Raw genomic sequence first — 20121 nt, forward strand, 5'->3', positions numbered from 1 at the left:
TTACTTTGACAACCAAAGCATTACTATCAATTAGGTAAGATTAGTAGCCGCCTTCCGCCGCTTTTTCACCTTTGCCTAACGTATTTAAAAGGTTTGCTAGTAGACTAGATGCACCAAAACGGTAGTGCATGCTGTCAGCCCAATCAGCACCAAGGATCTCATCAGCCATTGCAAGATAAGCTTGAGCATCTTCAGCGGTACGTACTCCACCTGCAGGCTTAAAGCCAACGGTTTCCGCTACGCCCATATCGCGAATCACTTTCAGCATAATTTCAGCTGATTCTGGCGTTGCGTTAACTGGCACTTTACCGGTTGAGGTTTTGATGAAGTTTGCGCCTGCTTCGATTGAAATTTCTGAAGCACGTTTGATCAAGGCTTCTTCTTTAAGCTCACCGGTTTCGATGATCACTTTCAGTAGTACATCGCCACACGCAGCTTTACATTGCTTCACAAGCTCAAAACCTGTTTTTTCATCACCTGCAATTAATGTGCGGTATGGGAAAACCACATCCACTTCATCAGCACCATAAGCAACAGCAGCTTTAGTTTCAGCAACCGCAATCTCAATATCATCGTTACCGTGAGGGAAATTCGTCACGGTGGCAATGCGGATCTCAGGAGTACCTTGTTCACGCAGCGTTTTCTTCGCAATTGGAATAAAACGTGGATAAATACAGATGGCGGCAGTATTGCCAGCTGGTGATTTTGCATCCTTACAAAGGGCAATCACTTTCTCATCGGTATCATCATCATTTAATGTGGTGAGATCCATTAATTTTAGTGCACGTAAAGCTGCTGCTTGTAAATCGCTCATTTCTATCTCCGATATCAAAAAATTATTATGACAACTGTTGTTTTCACACTACTTCAAATAACACGTTTAAAGTGTAGTGCGATTCTCTGTACTCTCCTCAAAAACAATCTGTTTTAAAGGTCGCCAGAGCCAAGTTGTCAGAAATGAACGGACTTGGTTCCTTGAAGACTTAGCTCGTCAACTAATTCATTTGATTAGTATCGCGCGCTAATTGCAATCCCTGTCACCGCACAACCAACTCACCAGTAAAGCCTGAGTTTGGCTGCAAACACATCATGTGTTGTGAACATATCTCACTAACAAACTTATTGAATCCTTAATAAGTTCGATAAACAAAACTGAATGAACATACATTGTTAGTGTGAATTTACTGATGATTATACTGATTTATTCCGTGAGGTCAGTCACTATCCTGAACGCAAACGGTTTGTATCTCAAAAAGCCTTAATACCCATATAAATATTATAACTATTAAGACGAAAAAAGCCGTAGCAAGTTCATGCTACGGCTTTACACTTCATAAAAATGGCGTCTATATAAAGAAACCTTAACTTACATTGCTGATAGAGTTAAGAAGAAACCTGCAATCGTTGCAGCCATTAAGTTAGATAATGTGCCAGCGGCAATTGCCTTCATACCCATACTTGCAATCTCAGAGCGACGAGCTGGTGCTAGACCACCAAGACCACCTAGAAGAATCGCAATTGAAGAAAGGTTAGCAAAACCACATAGAGCAAATGAGATGATTGCTTTGGTCTTCTCAGACAATACAACTTGTGCACCTTCAGCTAAGTAAGGGGCAAAGTTAGAGTAAGCAACAAATTCATTCAAAATAGTTTTTTGACCGATGAAAGTACCTGCGATAGTCGCTTCAGACCAAGGAACACCGATTAACCATGCAAGTGGCGCAAATAGGTAACCAAGGATAAGTTCCATGCTTAGTTCTGGCATACCGAACCAGTTACCAATACCACCAAGAGCGCCGTTAACCAATGCAATTAGACCAACGAAAGCCAATAGCATCGCACCTACATTTAATGCAAGTTGTAAACCAGATGATGCACCATTTGCTGCAGCATCGATAACGTTAGCAGGTTTATCATCACCAGCTTGTTCGATATCTTCAAGCTGATCGATAGGCTCACCCGTTTCAGGCTTAATTAGTTTAGCGAACAGTAGACCACCAGGCGCAGCCATAAATGATGCCGCAATTAAGTACTCAAGAGGAACACCCATTGCAGCATAACCAGCCATTACACCACCAGCAACAGAAGCTAAACCACCACACATTACTGCGAAAAGTTCAGATTGAGTCATTTTAGGGACAAATGGGCGAACGACTAATGGTGCTTCTGTTTGACCAACAAAAATGTTAGCCGTTGCAGACATTGATTCTGCACGGGAAGTACCGAGTGCCTTTTGTAAAGCACCACCCAATACTTTGATGACTAATTGCATAATGCCAATATAGTAAAGTACTGAAATAAGCGCAGAGAAAAAGATAATAGTAGGTAGTACTTTAAACGCGAAGATGAAACCAACGCCCTCAACAGAGAAGTTCACTAAGTTACCAAAAAGGAACCCGATACCTTCGTTACCAAAGTCTATTACATACTGAACGCCATTAGTCATAGAGCTCAATACATCTTTACCCCATGGTACATACAGTACGAATGCGCCAAGTAGGAATTGGATGGCAAATGCGCCACCTACGGTTCTTAAATTAATTGCTTTGCGGTTGTCAGAAAGAAGTACTGCAATTGCAATCAGTACAAACATGCCAACAATGCTCATAACCAGGCTCATGGTATATGGCTTCCTTATTCTTAAGTGAGTTATTTAAAGTGGAGCTCGAAAAAGCGAAGGCGATTATACTCTGACAACAGGCAACAAAGTAATACCAAAATCACACTTATTCATGAAAAATAAATGAAAAACATATTTTAGCGTGATCTATATCACCAAACGTTTGCTTTTTTCATGTTGACAGCAAAGCAAACGGTTGCCTTGTATTCGTCCAATTTATTAGTCAATTTGAAATAACTGACAACTGTTATGCCAAAGTTGCTTGGCAATCTCGAATTTTTGCTCTTTGCGTAATACACATAATGAATCAAATATGTCTAACAAATGCGCAGGATGATTCGGTTGACCTTGATACCCAAAAACCGGCATATCTGGCGCATCGGTTTCAAGCACCAAACGGTTTAGTGGTAATTGGGCAATTGCTTGACGAGTTTTATTCGCCCGTTGGTAAGTAATTACCCCGCCCACTCCAATATAGAAGCCTAATTTCACATATTCCAATGCCTGCTGATAACTTCCTGAAAAAGCGTGAATGACACCACCTTTTTGTGGAGGGTTATTTCGCAAACGTTGCAAGATCTTATCGTGAGATTTACGTGCATGAATAATGAGCGGCAGGTCGTGTTTAATCGCAAGCTGTAGTTGGCCATCAAAGAGCTGATATTGCTTTTGGATATTTTGCTCTGTTAACAATGGCGCATCGAGCATAAAATCTAAACCGCACTCTCCTACCGCGACACACTTAAGATCTCTTTGAATTAACGCCGCATCAAGTTGCTCAAGCGAGGATTCACTGTATTGGTTTAAAAAACGGTTTTGCTCTAGACAATTATGCTGATCTAGAAAATAAGGATGTAAGCCTAGGGAGTAATAAAGTGAAGGATATTGTTCTGACAGCGATTGTAAATATTCCCAACCGGATTGTTGAGTCGCTGGAATGACTATTTTGCTGACTCCAGCCTCTTGCGCTTTAGCTAACTCTTTATTGAGATCTGAAAAAACAGGAAAGTCGAAATGACAGTGGGTATCTATAAAGGTGTAATTAGGCATTAAAGTCATTTTTATCGGTCGGCTTTGTGGTATGCGCCGGATCAGGACGATAAGCACAACAACTACGTTTATGCTCTGGCGTTAAACCGAGCTCTTCACACCATGCATCATAGCGTGCCAGCCAGTGTTTTAATTTTGCTAATAACATAACGTCCTCGTGTCTCGTGTCTCGTGTCTCGTGTCTCGTGTCTCGTGTCTCGTGTCTCGTGTCTCGTGTCTCGTGTCTCGTGTCTCGTGTCTCGAAACAATTAAAGCAAAAGGATTGGCACTACGCCAACCCTTTTCGTTATAACTTCAGTAAGTATGATTACAACTTAGTGCTCACGCGTCGCTCGGAACTCAATATCTGGGAAGCGTTCTTTGGCTAAGTTTAAGTTAACCATAGTTGGCGCAATGTAAGATAAACTATCACCGCCATCCAGTGCTAAGTTAGTTTGGTTTTTACGCTTAAACTCATCAAGTTTCTTCTCATCATCACATTCAACCCAACGAGCCGTTGCCACATTAACGCTTTCATAAATCGCTTCTACGTTGTATTCCGATTTCAAACGCGCAACAACCACGTCAAACTGCAGCACGCCCACAGCACCAACGATAAGATCGTTATTTTGTAATGGACGGAATACCTGTACTGCGCCTTCTTCAGAAAGCTGTACTAAGCCTTTAAGCAGCTGCTTTTGTTTTAGCGGATCACGCAGACGAATACGACGGAATAATTCAGGTGCAAAGTTCGGAATACCAGCAAACTTAAGCGCTTCACCTTGAGTAAAGGTATCACCAATTTGAATCGTGCCGTGGTTATGCAAACCAATAATATCGCCAGCATAAGCATGCTCAGCACGTGCACGGTCGCCGGCCATAAAGGTTACTGCATCAGAAATGTTGACCATTTTACCAGTACGAACATGATTCATTTTCATGCCCTGAGTATAAGTCCCCGATACGATACGCATGAAAGCGATACGGTCACGGTGTTTAGGATCCATGTTTGCCTGAATCTTAAATACAAAGCCTGAGAATTTTTCTTCTGTCGCTTCTACGGTACGCTCATTGGCTTCACGAGCAAGTGGCGCTGGAGCCCACTCGGTTAAACCGGTTAGCATGTGATCGACACCAAAGTTACCCAGAGCGGTACCGAAGAATACCGGAGTTAATTCGCCTTTCAGGAAAAGCTCTTGATCAAACTCGTGAGCCGCGCCAATCACTAGTTCTAGATCTTCACGCAATTGCTCAGCCACTTCTTCGCCAATCGCCGAATCAAGTTCAGGATTATCGAGCCCCTTAATAGTGCGAACCTCTTGAATGGTGTGACCTTGGCCAGTGGCATAAAGGATCGTTTCATCACGGTGAATGTGATACACGCCTTTAAATTCTTTACCGATACCAATCGGCCAAGAAACCGGTGCACAAGCCATTTTTAATTCGCTTTCTACTTCATCGAGCAAATCCATTGGATCACGCGTATCACGGTCACATTTGTTCATAAAGGTAACAATTGGCGTATCACGTAAACGAGTGACTTCCATCAATTTACGAGTACGGTCTTCGACACCTTTTGCCGCATCGATCACCATCAAGCAAGAATCCACTGCGGTTAACGTACGGTAAGTATCTTCCGAGAAATCTTCGTGTCCCGGAGTATCCAGCAGGTTTACTAGGCAATCGTTGTATGGGAACTGCATAACAGAAGTAGTAACCGAAATACCACGTTCTTTTTCCATTTCCATCCAGTCAGATTTGGCATGTTGGTTTGAACCACGACCTTTAACCGTACCGGCTTTTTGCAAAGCGTTTCCGAATAACAATACTTTTTCAGTGATGGTCGTTTTACCCGCATCCGGGTGAGAAATAATCGCAAACGTACGACGCTTACTAACTTCTGAAAGGAATGACATGAAGGAAACCTTATAAACAGTTTAGCTTATCGCTGCACTCGCGCAGCAAAATAAATAATGGGTCACAAATGTGAGATGGGCGAATTATACGCAAAATTTGTGATAACTCTAGTTGAAAGCCCAAACTCATCACAGTTTCAGGCTCAACCTATTTAATGGTTAGTTAAGCGAAGGGATTAAAATCATCATCCAAGATCAAATTCATGATGATGGCATCTTCTTTACCACTGCTGCTTTTTGTTGAAGGGTAGTAGTTGACGCGACGATCGATTTCATTAAAGCCAAGCGACTCGTACAAATGATACGCGCCACGATTACTTTCTCGAACTTCCAACCAAATACTCTCAGCACTGTCGTTTTCACTATGTTCGATTAAATGCTCAATCAATGCCCGTCCATAGCCTTTACCTTGCTGGCTAGGATCCACCGCAATGGTCAGTAATGTCACTTCACCAACAATATTTTGGCTATACAGATAACCGACCAATTGCTCATCGGCCCACAGCGCAAATTGATACTTACTAGAGTTGGCTGAATTTTGATGAGATAGATCGCGGATCATGGATTCCGACCAAGGGTGACTATGAGCAATTTGCTCAATTTGCCACACGGCATCTAGGTGCTCAGTTTGTAGCGGTGTAATACGAAGGTTATTAGTCATAAGAACAAATCTGCTGCCAAAGATCTCGACGGTTTTGAGTATTACCATGAATCGCACTAAGCGCAGGAGAATGCAGCTGCTTCACCGAGTCCCATTGGGGCAAATCATCATTGCTGGCGATTGAATCATCGCATCCGGCAAACCACACCCAATTGAGACTATGCTGTTGCAATTGAGCTAATTGCCCGGGGGTTAAATGCAAGGCTTGCTCTGGCTGCAACTTCATACTGGCTAATACTTTAATAAACAGCGTCGCATCTTCACCTTGCGGGCAAGTATCTGCCACCAGCAATAAAACGCAGTCAGTTGGCAAACTAATACCAGGAGATTGATAACCTTCTAGCTTATCAGGATGGGCGACTTCAAAGGTTGAAATACCCATTTCCTTTAAATAGCTTTGTTGGCGTAATTCTGGTTGGTGTAGCTCTGAATTGGAATCGTCAAACATGATATTACTAACCTTGAAACTCAGGGCTATATTCTACCAAGCCTGACTTACCTTCTAAAGCGCCATCCTCTAATGCGATCACTTGAAATGCACCTGGGGTAAATTCCGGCATTTGATTATAAATAGAAGCTAAACCAAATGACTCCGCATTCTTAAAACCAAAGCGTGAGTAGTAGTTAGGTTCACCCAGTACCACACAAGCGGAATAACCAAATTCAAGTAACGAATCAAACCCCGAACGGATTAACTGCTCTGCAATACCTTGGCCGCGATGAGATTCTTTTATCGCAACCGGCGCTAAACCTTGCCAACCATAGTCTTCACCATCGACCGTCACTGGCGTAAATAGAGCATGACCAAGCACTTCGCCGTCATCACTACAAGCGACTAGCGAAAGCGTAAAGCGGCTGTTTTCACGTAAAGCGCGAACTAGCTTAGCTTCTGCTGGCGTTGGAAAGGCCGCTTTCAGTAATGCATCTATCGTTAAAATATCAGCCGGAGCTTCGGTACGAATTTGCATGGTGACTCTCATTATGATTGTGAAAATAGGGAGTGAATTCTATACCGAATCACGCCATCATTCTCACTTTTCTCACATCAATTGTGGGCAAACTCAAAAAGCAGACATTTATAACCAAGTAACTTATATAGTCAAACCACCTCTATATCCAAGGGTCTTCTATACCCAAAGGACGCCAAGATTCGAGTTTACGCTACCGCGGTTTGTGAGGGTTGTTCCACTAGGCCTTGTTGAACAAAGCTTGCTAATTGCTGCATGGTTTGAGTGACCGGTTTAGGCAGTGAATCTAAATCTAAGCTATCCATTAAATTCTTCACTTCTAGCCCAAGCTCGGTATCCCCTTCAATTTTTAGACGTCGTTGGAAAAATAATGTATCGGGATCTTCTTTGCGACCCGCAATCAAAACCATATCGTTCAAGCAACCTGAAAAACTGACATCTTGCTGTTGAGATTTATCTGACACAATCAAATTGCCATCATCAAAGCTAATCATCCAACTTAAGCCAATATCGCTAATCGACACCTTTAGCCAGCGGTCTTGCAAAAACTCAAAGTCACCATCTTCTAGCGCTTCATGAAAAACACGCTTTAGTCCTTCTAATAGCACTTTATTATGAATGGATTGCGGAATAAGTTTGCTAGGAATAGCGAGTAATGACGCGGCATTAGCCACAGCTTGAGTACGAAAACGTGAGAACATAATACCTCCATGATAAAGAGTCTTACTTTACATAGCTACACTACGGCTAACCTGTGTTGAATCAAAAAAGCTCACATTTTTATAAAAAAACCACTTTATAGGTAGAGGTATCGAACTGAAACCTGCCTTACATCAATTCCCACGGTGATAGATCCCATAAAATGACGCCCATCCTACAATTTATAAGGGAAAAAAGGATGGAACTACTTTGCCCTGCGGGTAATTTACCGGCACTCAAAACGGCCATCGATTGTGGTGCGGATGCCGTTTACATTGGATTTAAAGATGACACCAACGCTCGTCACTTTGCCGGACTTAATTTTAACGGTAAGAAGTTAGATAAAGCGGTTCAATACGTACACGATCATAATAAAAAAATTCATGTCGCGTTAAATACCTTTGCTCACCCAAATGGCTTCGAACGTTGGACCAATGCGGTCGATCAAGCGGTCGATATTGGTGTCGATGCCCTCATCATCGCGGATATTGCTTTACTGGACTACGCCTCAAATAAATATCCAGACATGGAACTACACTTATCGGTTCAAGCCTCAGCCACCAACAGCGCAGCGGTTAACTTCTACGCCAACAACTTTAATGTTAAACGTGTGGTATTGCCTCGCGTGCTTTCAATGCATCAAGTAAAACAACTCTCACGTAATATTCCACAAGGTGTTGAACTTGAAGTGTTTGCATTTGGCAGTCTATGCATTATGGCGGAAGGCCGTTGCTACTTATCTTCGTATCTGACGGGTGAATCACCAAATACCGTCGGAGCTTGCTCTCCTGCCAAATATGTTCGCTGGCAAGAAACCCAAGATGGCTTAGAATCTCGCCTCAATAACATTCTTATTGACCGTTATGGCGAAGGTGAAAATGCAGGCTACCCAACCCTTTGCAAAGGCCGCTTTGATATCAATATTACTGGCGAAGATCAGCGTTATCACGTGCTAGAAGAGCCAACCAGTCTCAATACATTATCCATGCTGCCTGAGCTTTTTGCTGCCAATGTCGCTTCAGTAAAAATTGAAGGTCGTCAACGTAGTCCGGCTTATGTGGAACAAGTCACTCGCACTTGGCGCGTCGCTATCGACCACTATCTTGCGAATCCTGAAGCGTATCAAGTTGAACCTCAATGGAATGCCGCCTTAGCCAATGTATCCGAAGGCACACAAACCACACTCGGTGCTTATCATCGTAAATGGCAGTAGATAGGACAAGACAATGACTCAAGCAAAAAACTTACAGTACTCACTTGGCCCTATTCTTTATTTTTGGCCAAAAGCCGATGTAGAAAGCTTTTACCAACAAGCGAAAAATAGCCAAGCCGATATTATCTACCTAGGCGAAGCAGTGTGCTCGAAACGTCGTGAGATGAAACCGGCACAGTGGTTTGAAATCGCCAAAGACTTAGCTCAATCTGGTAAACAAGTAGTGTTGTCTACCATGGCGTTATTAGAAGCGCCGAGTGAAGTCAATGTAATGAAGAAATACATCGATAACGGTGATTTTGCGATTGAAGCTAACGATGTGTCTGCTATTCAGTTGGCATACGAAGCGAAAGTGCCTTTCGTGGTCGGTGCTGCGGTCAATACTTATAATGCTCACACGCTTAAAGTCTTTGCCAAGCAAGGTATGATTCGCTGGTGTATGCCGGTGGAATTATCTCGCGACTGGCTACGCAATACATTAGAACAATGCGATGAAATTGGTATTCGTGACCAATTTGAAGTGGAAGTGTTCAGCTACGGATACTTACCTTTAGCCTACTCTGCTCGTTGCTTTACTGCTCGCGCTGAAGATAAGGCCAAAGATGATTGTGAAACTTGCTGTATTAAGTACCCAACAGGAATTCAAGTCAGCAGCCAAGAAGGCCAAGAGGTGTTCAACTTAAATGGCATCCAAACTCAATCTGGCTATTGTTATAATCTAGGTAATGATCTGCAAAGCATGCAAGGATTGGTAGATGTGGTGCGTTTAAGCCCTCTAGGCGCAGAAACCTTAACCACTTTATCGGACTTTAAAGCCAATCAAGACACCCCAAAACGCATCATTACCGATAGTAAACAATGTAATGGCTATTGGCATCAATTGGCAGGGTTAGTTCAAAACTAACGCCTCACGCATACAGGCGTTATATACTCAAAGTAATTGGAGTTGCAGTGAGGCGACAAGTGAATGAAGCCCCATGAGCATAGCTTGCCTATTCGATTGGGGTGAATGAACGCCGTCAACAAAGCTGCAACTTCAAGTACGAAGAGTATTAAGCACTCAGTTTTGGTGCTTGATAAGTTTGTAGCTGTTGATTATTCGATTCTTGCTGCGGTGTAGGCTCACCTTCTTGCGTTTCATTTGCCTTATTATCTTGATCTTGGTTATCTTTTGGGGCCTCTTCAGCGCGTTCAGCTTGAATAGACTTAAAGATACGACCTAGCTCTAAGAAAGCGTAGCGGTGCTCAGAAAACTCATAGACGTTCAATGAAATCGACAGTTTATACAGTGCAATCGCGTTAGAGTAATCACCTTTATATTGGTAATTCTTCGCTAAATAGAAATACACTTCTGTTAGTTTTTGCGCCAGTTCGACATTATTTTGTGTCGTCATGGCAACCGACTCTAGGACTTCATTTTCACTTAGTTCACCCAGTGTCATGCCGACAAGATCCCAGCCCCATTGCTCACCTTTTTGTTGATAGCGTTGTTTTAGATCTGCCGTTGCTTGTTCCGCATTGTCTTCACGCTGAATATAGTACAACCACAGTGCGCGATACGGATCAGAAGTATCTTTCTCGTAGTTACTGGTCATATCCTGCAACGCTAGAGGATTACGTCCTGCGTAATACAAAGCAATCGCACGGTTACGTTCAGCATATTGATTATTTGGATCCAGCTCTAAACTTGAATCAAACGCATCAAAAGCAGAGTCATAATCACTCATTTGGGTAAAATACACCCCAAGCACATTAAAGACTTCCGATTGTGCAGGATTGAGTTTTAGTGAACGTTCGTAGTCGAGGCGCGCTAAATCAGCTAAACCGACACTATCTAAAAAGCGACCACGTTCAGCAAACATTTGAGCTCGTACATTTTGGCTCACATCTTTGCGGGTTAGTAGTTGGTTTAAGCGAGCAATCTGAACTTCTTGCTGAATAGAAGGCTGCAATGGAATCGCCATCGGCGGATATGCCCATGAATTTGAAGAGTTACCTTGGTTTGCACAACCCATTAAAAAGAAGGCGGCAATAAGGCTAAACCATTTAACATTTTTCACGAATAACGAGCTCCTCTGCAGTATAACTGTTGTTGCATATTCGAATATCAGTTTAATGACATGGGGTTAGCGACCAATATACACGTTGTTTCTTCTAGTAACCACTTCTTATAAAGTAGAACCTTGGGAACGGGAACGACAACTACTATTATAAAAAAAGAGGAGCCGAAGCCCCTCTTTTTATCAGCGTCTAGATTAAGACAACTTACTCAGCTGATGGTTCAGCCGGCGCTTCAGTTGTTTCTACCGCTTCTTTCATACTTAGACGAACACGGCCTTGGCGGTCAATCTCAAGTACTTTAACTTGAACTTCTTGGCCTTCAGATAGGTGGTCAGATACTTTCTCGATGCGCTTATCAGCGATTTGAGAAATGTGTACTAGACCATCTTTACCAGGAAGAATCGTTACGAATGCACCGAAGTCAGCAAGACGAGCTACTTTACCTGAGTAAATACGGCCTACTTCAACTTCCGCAGTAATCTCTTCGATACGACGGATCGCTTCTTTCGCGGCTTTACCTTCTGTTGCTGCAATTTTGATCGTGCCATCATCATCGATTTCGATGGTGGTGCCAGTTTCTTCAGTTAGTGCACGGATCACAGCGCCACCTTTACCGATCACGTCTTTGATTTTCTCAGAGCTGATCTTCATGGTGTAGATGCGTGGAGCAAATTCAGAAATCTCTTCACGAGCACCAGAAATTGCTTCGTCCATCACTTTTAGGATGTGCTTACGTGCGCCTTGTGCTTGGTTAAGCGCAATTTGCATAATTTCTTTGGTGATACCTTCGATTTTGATATCCATTTGTAGCGCAGTGATACCGTCGTTAGTACCCGCTACTTTAAAGTCCATGTCACCAAGGTGATCTTCGTCGCCTAGGATGTCAGAAAGAACAACAAAGTCGTCGCCTTCTTTAACTAGACCCATCGCGATACCCGCAACAGAAGCTTTAATTGGAACACCTGCATCCATAAGCGCAAGAGAGGTACCACAAACAGATGCCATTGAAGACGAACCGTTTGATTCAGTGATTTCAGACACAACACGTACTGTGTATGGGAATTCTTCAACCGAAGGCATTACTGCAGCAATACCACGTTTTGCTAATTTACCATGGCCGATTTCACGACGCTTAGGAGAACCAACAAAACCAGTTTCACCCACACAATATGGAGGGAAGTTGTAGTGTAGAAGGAAGTTATCTTTCTTCTCACCTAGTAAGCTGTCGATGATTTGCGCATCACGTTGTGTACCAAGCGTTGCAGTTACAAGCGCCTGAGTTTCACCACGTGTAAATAGTGAAGAACCGTGAGTACGTGGAAGAACGCCAGTACGTACATCAAGTGCACGAACCATGTCTTTTTCACGGCCATCGATACGTGGGCTACCTGCAATAATGCGGCTGCGTACAACGTTTTTCTCTAAATCGTGGAAAATCGCGTGGATTTCTTTTGGATTTAGGGTTTCATCTTCGGCTAGTAATGTTGCTTTTACGTCATCGCTAATAGCGTGAATACGATCGTAACGCGCCATTTTTTCAGTGATTTGGTAAGCTTCGGTTACTTTCGCTTCTGCAAGTTCTGCGATTTTTGTTTTTAATGCTGTGTTTTCAGCAGGCGCTTCCCAGTTCCAAGAAGGCGTCGCCACTTCAGCGGCAAACTCATTGATCGCGCTGATAACGGTTTGTTGTTGGTCATGACCATAAACAACCGCTGCTAGCATTTCTTCTTCAGTTAGGTTGTCTGCTTCAGATTCAACCATTAGCACTGCACCTTCAGTACCCGCAACCACTAAGTCTAATTTAGAAGACTCAAGTTCAGTTTGGCTTGGGTTAAGTACTAGCTCACCATTAATGTGACCTACGCGCGCCGCACCGATAGGACCATTAAATGGAACACCAGAGATAGCTAATGCCGCTGATGTTGCGATCATAGTGATCATGTCAGGTTGAATGTCTGGGTTTACAGAAACCACAGTCGCAATCACTTGAACTTCATTTTTAAATGCATCAGGGAAAAGTGGACGAATTGGACGGTCAATCAGACGAGCGGTTAATGTTTCACCTTCAGAAGGACGACCTTCACGCTTGAAGAAACCACCCGGGATTTTACCTGCAGCGTATGTACGCTCTTGGTAGTTTACTGTTAGAGGGAAAAAGTCTTGACCTTCAACCGCTTCTTTTTTCGCAACAACAGATACGAATACAGAAGTGTCATCCATGCTTGCCATTACAGCAGCAGTTGCTTGGCGAGCCATTACGCCAGTTTCTAGAGTAACGGTATGGTTACCGTACTGGAATTTTTTTACGATTGCTTTCACGTAAAGATCCTTAATTAAATAATTTCAAAGTATATCAATACACTGTGACTACTTTACCAATCGCGACTAATAGCAGATTTTTCAAATGGTAACTCGCTCAATAGTGAAAAGGCGGTACAAGAAAAGGCTGTTATTAGTCGCGACCTTCATGGTCGACATCGGTGACTGTAAAGTTAATCAACAGAGGTTTATTTTAAGTTAGACATAATGAGCACGTTAACTAAAACAAACGAGTCGTAGTATAAACCACTTAGGGAGAAATGTCTTATTTCAACACTAGATAAATGCTTAATCACTGTGAGATTGGCTAGATTACACGCACAAAAAAAGGAGCCGAAGCTCCTTTTTTCAGTATCTGTTTAATTTATCTTTGCTTGTTGAGCAAGCAGCCATAGATAAAACAAATGCTTTCTAATCTTGGTATTAAACCAAACGACGAATTAACGACGTAGGCCAAGACGCTTGATTAGAGCGAAGTAACGATCTAGATCTTTACCTTTTAGGTAATCTAGAAGTTTACGACGACGAGAAACCATACGTAGTAGACCGCGACGGCTGTGGTGATCTTGTTTGTGATCAGCGAAGTGACCTTGTAGGTGGTTAATAGAAGCAGTAAGTAATGCTACTTGTACTTCTGGTGAACCTGTATCGCCTTCAGCTTGTGCGTATTCTGCAACGATTGCTGCTTTAGTTTCTGCATTCAGAGACATAATGCTCTCCTAATAAGAGTGAGTGTATAAATGTGTCAGCCAATCTCTGATTCAGCCGACACGCGAAGCGCGGATTATAGGGGAACAAAACTGGAAGAGCAAGACATTCTTCATTACTCGCCGCTCGAGTTTCGTGCTTTGCTATTCGTCGCTCACCCCTAGATACGAGAAGCGAAGCGCCCGAACCACGAGGGTCGATCTCCTAAGAACTAGGAACTAGGAACTAGGAACTAAAATACTCGCTTCCGCTCTTTACCTAAACACCACCAATCGTTTCGGTGCGACACGTCCATCATCATCGATATTCGCCACACCAATAAAGGTACGTTTTTCACCCATCGTCATACGAACCACACCTTCAGTCGGTGAGCCTAAAATTTGCACAGGTTGACCATGTTGGGCTAATTCGGCTAATTCAGGAATCATGTTCACTTCAGGGAGATCTTCTACCGCAGTGTCCATAGGTAATAACAATGGATCAAGTAATTCACTAGGTTCAATATCTTGCTCACGTGCTTGCTCTAACAAGGCTTCAAGCTGCTCAAGTGTCACCATTTTCTCATAGGGATAACGCGCAACTCCAGTGCGACGAAGGTAAGTAACATGCGCGCCACAGCCTAGCATTTCACCTAGATCATCAACGATTGTACGGATGTAAGTGCCTTTTGAGCAATGCACTTCCATCTCAACTTCATGACCTTCAAAGCGAATCAAGGTAATCTCAAAAACCGTAATTTTACGAGATTCACGCGGAACTTCGATGCCTTGACGAGCATATTCATACAAAGGCTTACCTTGGTATTTTAATGCTGAAAACATCGATGGAATCTGGTCAGTCGTACCACGGAACTTGGCAATGCAACGCTCAAGCAAACCTCGGTCTATTTTCACTTCGCGAGTTTGTACCACTTCGCCATCAGAGTCAGAAGTATCGGTACGCTCACCTAGTTTGGCGATCACACGATAACGCTTATCTGAATCCAATAAGAATTGAGAAAACTTAGTCGCCTCTCCTAGGCAAATTGGCAGCATGCCGGTTGCTAAAGGATCAAGCGCACCAGTATGCCCAGCTTTTTCAGCAAAATAGATGCGCTTTACTTTTTGCAACGCATCATTTGAGCTAATACTGGTTGGTTTATCTAGTAATAAAACGCCATCAATAGGACGACCACGACGTCTACGAGCCATTACTCTTCTCCTTCGTCCTCACGACCAGCATCTTTCTTACGTTTGTTATCTTTGCTAACCACTTCGCTTACCAGGTTAGACATACGCATACCTTCAACGAGAGTGTTGTCATAAGTAAAACGAATCTCTGGCGTTAGACGTAGACGAATACGCTTACCAAGTGCCATACGAACGGCAACTTCGTGCTCTTTTAAAGCTTCTAGGCTAGATTCTGGCGTTTGCTCACCGACGCATAGGAAGGTCACAAATACTTTGGCATAAGCTAGGTCACGTGACACTTCTACATCTGAAATGGTCACCATGCCGATACGTGAATCACGTACATCACGCTGAAGGATTGACGCTAATTCTTTTTGTAATTGTTGTGCAACACGTTGTGCACGGCTAAATTCTTTTGACATATCTTTTCTCACATCTGTTCACTCAATTTAGAGTGTTTCTACAGAAAGAATGGGGAGCACATAATGCTCCCCATGGTGTATTAAACAACCGTTCGTCATATACCTTTGAAAGGTAACGAAACTTGATTAATCAAGAGTACGCTTAATTTCAACGATTTCGAATACTTCGATTTGGTCACCAGCACGAACATCATTATAGTTCTTAACGCCGATACCACACTCGTAGCCATTACGAACTTCTTGTACGTCATCTTTAAAGCGACGTAGAGATTCAAGCTCACCTTCGTAAATAACTACGTTTTCACGAAGTACACGAATTGGGTTATTACGTTTGATAACACCTTCAGTAACCATACAACCAGCGATAGCGCCTAGTTTAGGTGACTTGAAGACATCACGAACTTCCGCAAGACCAATGATCTCTTGCTTAAATTCAGGAGCAAGCATGCCGCCCATCGCTTGTTTTACTTCATCAATCAATTGGTAGATGATTGAGTAGTAACGTAAGTCTAGGTTTTCATTTTCAATGGTACGACGAGCTGAAGCATCGGCTCGTACGTTAAAGCCAAGAATGATAGCGTTAGATGCTGCTGCAAGTACTGCATCTGTTTCAGTAATACCACCAACACCAGAACCTACGATGTTCACTTTCACTTCTTCAGTTGAAAGTTTACGTAATGAATCGGCGATAGCTTCAACAGAACCTTGAACGTCTGCTTTTAGTACTACGTTAAGCTCAGCAACTTCACCGGCTTCCATGTTAGAGAACATGTTTTCAAGTTTCGATTTTTGTTGGCGAGCAAGTTTCACATCACGGAATTTACCTTGACGGTAGTTTGCGACTTCACGTGCTTTACGCTCATCACGAACTACAGTAGCTTCATCACCTGAAGCTGGCACACCTGATAGACCAAGGATCTCAGCCGGAATAGAAGGACCAGCTTCAGTGATCTCTTTACCATTCTCATCACGCATCGCACGGATACGACCGTATTCTTGACCACAAAGTACGATATCGCCTTTACGTAGAGTACCCTCTTGAACAAGTACAGTTGCTACTGGACCACGGCCTTTATCAAGACGAGATTCAACAACCACACCTGAAGCCATACCATCAGTTACCGCTTTAAGTTCTAAAACTTCAGCTTGTAATAAGATAGCTTCTAGTAGGCCTTCAATGTTGGTGCCTTGCTTAGCAGAGATATGGACGAACATATTCTCGCCGCCCCACTCTTCAGGAATAACGTCGTATTGAGCTAGCTCGTTTTTGACGTTATCTGGGTTTGCACCCTCTTTATCAATCTTGTTTACTGCGATAATCAAAGGTACACCAGCGGCTTTAGCATGCTGAATCGCTTCAATTGTTTGTGGCATAACACCATCATCGGCAGCGACAACAAGCACAACAATATCCGTTGCTTGAGCACCACGAGCACGCATTGAAGTAAATGCGGCGTGTCCTGGAGTATCCAAAAAGGTAATCATACCGTTTTCAGTTTCAACGTGGTAAGCACCGATATGCTGAGTAATACCACCCGCTTCACCTGATGCAACACGGCTACGACGAATGTAATCAAGCGTCGATGTTTTACCGTGGTCAACGTGACCCATGATAGTAACCACTGGCGCACGAGGTGTTGCTTCAGTTGTGTTATCACGATCAGATAGAATCGCTTCTTCTAATTCGTTTTCTTTACGAAGTACTACCTTGTGACCCATTTCTTCCGCTACTAGAGCAGCAGTTTCTTGGTCGATCACTTGGTTGATCGTCGCCATAGCGCCCATCTTCATCATGGTTTTGATGACTTCGGTACCTTTTACTGACATTTTATTCGCCAGTTCAGAAACAACGATTGTTTCGCCAATCACAACTTCTGCTTTTGCAACAGTGGCATTTTTATCAAAGCCTTGTTGCATAGACGTTGGTTTAGACAATTTACCTTTACGGTTGCGTCCGCCACGAGCATTACGACCACCAAAACGGTCATCTTCTTTTTTCGCTGGCTTTTTCTTCTTGCGACGACTTGCTTCGCTACGACGGTCAGCTTCATCTTCAGCTGCACGTGCATGTTTGTTTGTCGTTACGTGGTAATCAGAGTTTTCAGATTCTTTTTTCTTCTTCTCTTCTTCCGACCAACGAACTTCGTTTTCTTCTGCTAACTTACGAGCTTCTTCAACCAATTTTTGTGCTTCTTGTTCTGCTTTACGTTGAGCTTCTTCTTCCTGACGACGCTTCAATGCTTCTGCTTCTTTCTTAGCAGCGTCATGTTGCGCTTTTTCTTCAGGAGAACGTTTTGCGGCCGCTTTCGCTTCTTCAGCTTTCGCGTTTTCCGCAGCTTCACGTTTCGCGGCATCTGCTGCTTCACGTTTTGCTTTTGCTTCAGCATCAGCTTTCGCTTTAACTTCAGCGTCTAATTTTGCTTTTTCTTCTGCTTCACGCTTCGCTACTTCTGCTGCTTCGCGTGCTGCTAATTCTTCCGCTTCACGTTGGGCTTCTTCATCAACCGCAGAACGTTTCACGTAAGTACGCTTTTTACGTACTTCAACTTGTACTTCTTTGCTCTTACCGCCACCAGCAGACACACTTAATGTACTTTTAGTTTTGCGTTGCAAAGTTAGGCGAGTCGGTTCTGAGTCACTTGTTGAACCGTTGCCTTTTTTTAGATGAGCAAGAAGTTTTTGCTTCTCATCATCTGTAACACTGTCTGTACTGGTTTTTTTCATACCAGCATCAGCAAGTTGTTCTACCAAGTGCTCAACTGGAGTACCAATTTCTTCACTTAGTGCTTTCACTGTCAGTTCTGTCATACTGCTTTCTCCTTGCTGAAAATTATTCTTCGTCGCCAAACCAGCAAATGTTACGCGCAGCCATAATTAATTCGCCTGCACGTTCTTCACTTAGGCCTTCGATGCCTTCTAACTCATCAGTACCTTGGTCAGCTAAATCTTCTAAAGTCACTACCCCTTTAGCCGCGAGTTTAAACGCCATTTCGCGCTCTAAGCCGTCTAAAGCAAGTAGGTCTTCAGCAGGCTCTAAACCTTCAAATGATTCTTCTTGAGCAAGCGCTAACGTAGTCAGTGCATTTTTCGCACGAGTACGTAACTCTTCAACTAACTCTTCTTCAAGACCATCAACTTCAAGTAATTCGTTTACTGGAACGTAAGCGATTTCTTCAAGAGTAGAGAAACCTTCTTCAACCAGTAATTCGGCAAAATCTTGCTCGATATCTAAATGCTTCATGAAGCTTTCGATAGCAACAACTGATTCTTCTTGGTGCTTGCTATTCAACTCAGCTACCGTCATGACATTTAATTCCCAACCAGTAAGCTGAGAAGCAAGACGTACGTTTTGACCGCTACGGCCAATAGCTTGAGCTAAGTTATCTGCTTCAACTGCAATATCCATTGAGTGTGAGTCTTCATCAACAATGATTGAAGCCACATCGGCAGGAGCCATTGCGTTAATCACGAATTGCGCAGGGTTATCATCCCAAAGAACGATATCGATACGCTCACCACCAAGTTCACCAGATACCGCTTGTACACGGGCACCACGCATACCAACACAAGCACCAACTGGATCAATACGGCGGTCGTTGGTTTTTACTGCAATCTTAGCGCGAGAACCTGGATCGCGAGCAGCCGCTTTCAATTCAATCAGTTCTTCACCAATTTCTGGCACTTCAATGCGGAAAAGTTCAATCAGCATTTCAGGTTTAGAACGCGTTAAGAATAGTTGGAAACCGCGAGCTTCAGGTTTAACTGCATATAGAAGACCACGAATACGGTCACCTGAACGCAAGTTTTCACGTGGTAATTGATCTTCACGTAAAATCACAGATTCTGCGTTATTACCAAGATCAACGATAACTGCATCACGTGTTGCTTTCTTCACAACACCTGTTACTAGTTCGCCTTCATTGTCGATGAATTGTTCAACGATTTGAGCGCGCTCAGCTTCACGTACTTTTTGTACGATAACTTGCTTAGCGGTTTGAGTGGTAATACGGTCGAAAGTTACCGACTCCATATCATCTTCAATGTAACCACCAAGCTCAATTTCTTCATTATCGTATTTAGCAGCTTCAATTGAAATCTCTTTCGTTGGAAATTCTACCTCTTCAACCACTAACCAACGACGGAAAGTTTCGAAATTACCTGTTTTACGGTCAATTTCAACACGCACTTCGATTTCGTGTGGGCTTTTCTTTTTTGTTGCCGTAGCTAAAGCAATTTCTAATGCTTCAAAAATACGCTCACGGGGAACAGCTTTTTCATTCGAAACTGCTTCAACAACCGCTAAAATTTCTCTGTTCATTGTTATCGCCTCTTCAGA

Annotated in this window: 18 protein-coding genes; 2 read left to right on the forward strand and 16 right to left on the reverse strand. The window is 43.1% G+C overall.

The genetic code is table 11. The features are described from left to right. Positions 1–40: 40 nt before the first annotated feature. The 9 genes from deoC to ubiT form a co-directional block, all read right to left on the reverse strand. Positions 41–814, reverse strand: coding sequence for a deoxyribose-phosphate aldolase (gene deoC / locus K358_RS0115010; protein WP_027697584.1), 774 nt, complete (start codon positions 812–814; stop codon positions 41–43). Positions 815–1366: 552 nt separating this feature from the next. Then, the gene (locus K358_RS0115015; protein ID WP_027697585.1) at positions 1367–2620 is read right to left on the reverse strand and encodes a NupC/NupG family nucleoside CNT transporter; all 1254 of its coding nucleotides are present in this window, start codon (positions 2618–2620) and stop codon (positions 1367–1369) included. A gap of 219 nt (positions 2621–2839) precedes the next feature. Next, entirely contained in the window at positions 2840–3670 is an 831-nt protein-coding gene (locus K358_RS0115020) for a TatD family hydrolase (RefSeq protein WP_038150259.1), read from the reverse strand. After that, positions 3663–3818: a hypothetical protein gene (locus K358_RS19365; RefSeq protein WP_169716303.1), complete on the reverse strand. Its 156-nt coding sequence runs from the start codon at positions 3816–3818 to the stop codon at positions 3663–3665. Before K358_RS19365 ends, K358_RS0115020 begins: the two co-directional genes overlap by 8 nt. Before the next feature lie 166 nt (positions 3819–3984). Then, complete coding sequence (prfC, locus tag K358_RS0115030; protein ID WP_027697587.1) at positions 3985–5565, reverse strand: peptide chain release factor 3; 1581 nt, start codon at positions 5563–5565, stop codon at positions 3985–3987. A 163-nt stretch (positions 5566–5728) separates the two neighbouring features. Then, a complete protein-coding gene (gene rimI, locus K358_RS0115035; protein ID WP_027697588.1) occupies positions 5729–6226 on the reverse strand; it encodes a ribosomal protein S18-alanine N-acetyltransferase in 498 nt (165 codons plus the stop codon). Then, entirely contained in the window at positions 6219–6674 is a 456-nt protein-coding gene (locus tag K358_RS0115040; RefSeq protein ID WP_051241345.1) for a DNA polymerase III subunit psi, read from the reverse strand. The genes rimI and K358_RS0115040 overlap by 8 nt, the downstream gene beginning before the upstream one ends. Before the next feature lie 7 nt (positions 6675–6681). Beyond that, a complete protein-coding gene (locus tag K358_RS0115045) occupies positions 6682–7194 on the reverse strand; it encodes a GNAT family N-acetyltransferase (RefSeq protein WP_027697590.1) in 513 nt (170 codons plus the stop codon). Positions 7195–7382: 188 nt separating this feature from the next. Next, positions 7383–7895 carry a ubiquinone anaerobic biosynthesis accessory factor UbiT gene (gene ubiT / locus K358_RS0115050; protein ID WP_027697591.1) on the reverse strand — a complete coding sequence of 171 codons (513 nt, stop codon included), beginning with the start codon at positions 7893–7895 and terminating at the stop codon, positions 7383–7385. Positions 7896–8092: 197 nt separating this feature from the next. Here ubiT and ubiU point away from each other — a divergent pair, with 197 nt between their 5' ends. After that, positions 8093–9106 carry a ubiquinone anaerobic biosynthesis protein UbiU gene (gene ubiU, locus K358_RS0115055; protein WP_027697592.1) on the forward strand — a complete coding sequence of 338 codons (1014 nt, stop codon included), beginning with the start codon at positions 8093–8095 and terminating at the stop codon, positions 9104–9106. A 13-nt stretch (positions 9107–9119) separates the two neighbouring features. Next, positions 9120–10010, forward strand: coding sequence for a U32 family peptidase (locus K358_RS0115060; RefSeq protein WP_027697593.1), 891 nt, complete (start codon positions 9120–9122; stop codon positions 10008–10010). 148 nt (positions 10011–10158) lie between these two features. On the opposite strand, the gene nlpI is transcribed toward K358_RS0115060, so the two are convergent. The 7 genes from nlpI to nusA all read right to left on the reverse strand — a co-directional run bounded on the left by nlpI (position 10159) and on the right by nusA (position 20103). Further along, complete coding sequence (gene nlpI, locus K358_RS0115065; RefSeq protein ID WP_027697594.1) at positions 10159–11166, reverse strand: lipoprotein NlpI; 1008 nt, start codon at positions 11164–11166, stop codon at positions 10159–10161. A 205-nt stretch (positions 11167–11371) separates the two neighbouring features. Then, positions 11372–13486 carry a polyribonucleotide nucleotidyltransferase gene (pnp, locus tag K358_RS0115070; RefSeq protein WP_027697595.1) on the reverse strand — a complete coding sequence of 705 codons (2115 nt, stop codon included), beginning with the start codon at positions 13484–13486 and terminating at the stop codon, positions 11372–11374. A gap of 440 nt (positions 13487–13926) precedes the next feature. Next, complete coding sequence (rpsO, locus tag K358_RS0115075; RefSeq protein WP_027697596.1) at positions 13927–14196, reverse strand: 30S ribosomal protein S15; 270 nt, start codon at positions 14194–14196, stop codon at positions 13927–13929. Between the two features lie 252 nt (positions 14197–14448). Beyond that, on the reverse strand, positions 14449–15384 hold the full coding sequence (truB, locus tag K358_RS0115080; RefSeq protein ID WP_027697597.1) for a tRNA pseudouridine(55) synthase TruB: 936 nt from the start codon (positions 15382–15384) through the stop codon (positions 14449–14451). Further along, positions 15384–15785, reverse strand: coding sequence for a 30S ribosome-binding factor RbfA (gene rbfA / locus K358_RS0115085; RefSeq protein WP_027697598.1), 402 nt, complete (start codon positions 15783–15785; stop codon positions 15384–15386). The genes truB and rbfA overlap by 1 nt, the downstream gene beginning before the upstream one ends. 126 nt (positions 15786–15911) lie before the next feature. Beyond that, complete coding sequence (gene infB / locus K358_RS0115090; protein WP_027697599.1) at positions 15912–18593, reverse strand: translation initiation factor IF-2; 2682 nt, start codon at positions 18591–18593, stop codon at positions 15912–15914. A 22-nt stretch (positions 18594–18615) separates the two neighbouring features. Beyond that, positions 18616–20103: a transcription termination factor NusA gene (gene nusA / locus K358_RS0115095; RefSeq protein WP_027697600.1), complete on the reverse strand. Its 1488-nt coding sequence runs from the start codon at positions 20101–20103 to the stop codon at positions 18616–18618. Positions 20104–20121 lie beyond the last annotated feature (18 nt).

Origin of the sequence: Vibrio litoralis DSM 17657, from assembly GCF_000426765.1 — a bacterium.
Lineage (GTDB): Bacteria > Pseudomonadota > Gammaproteobacteria > Enterobacterales > Vibrionaceae > Vibrio > Vibrio litoralis.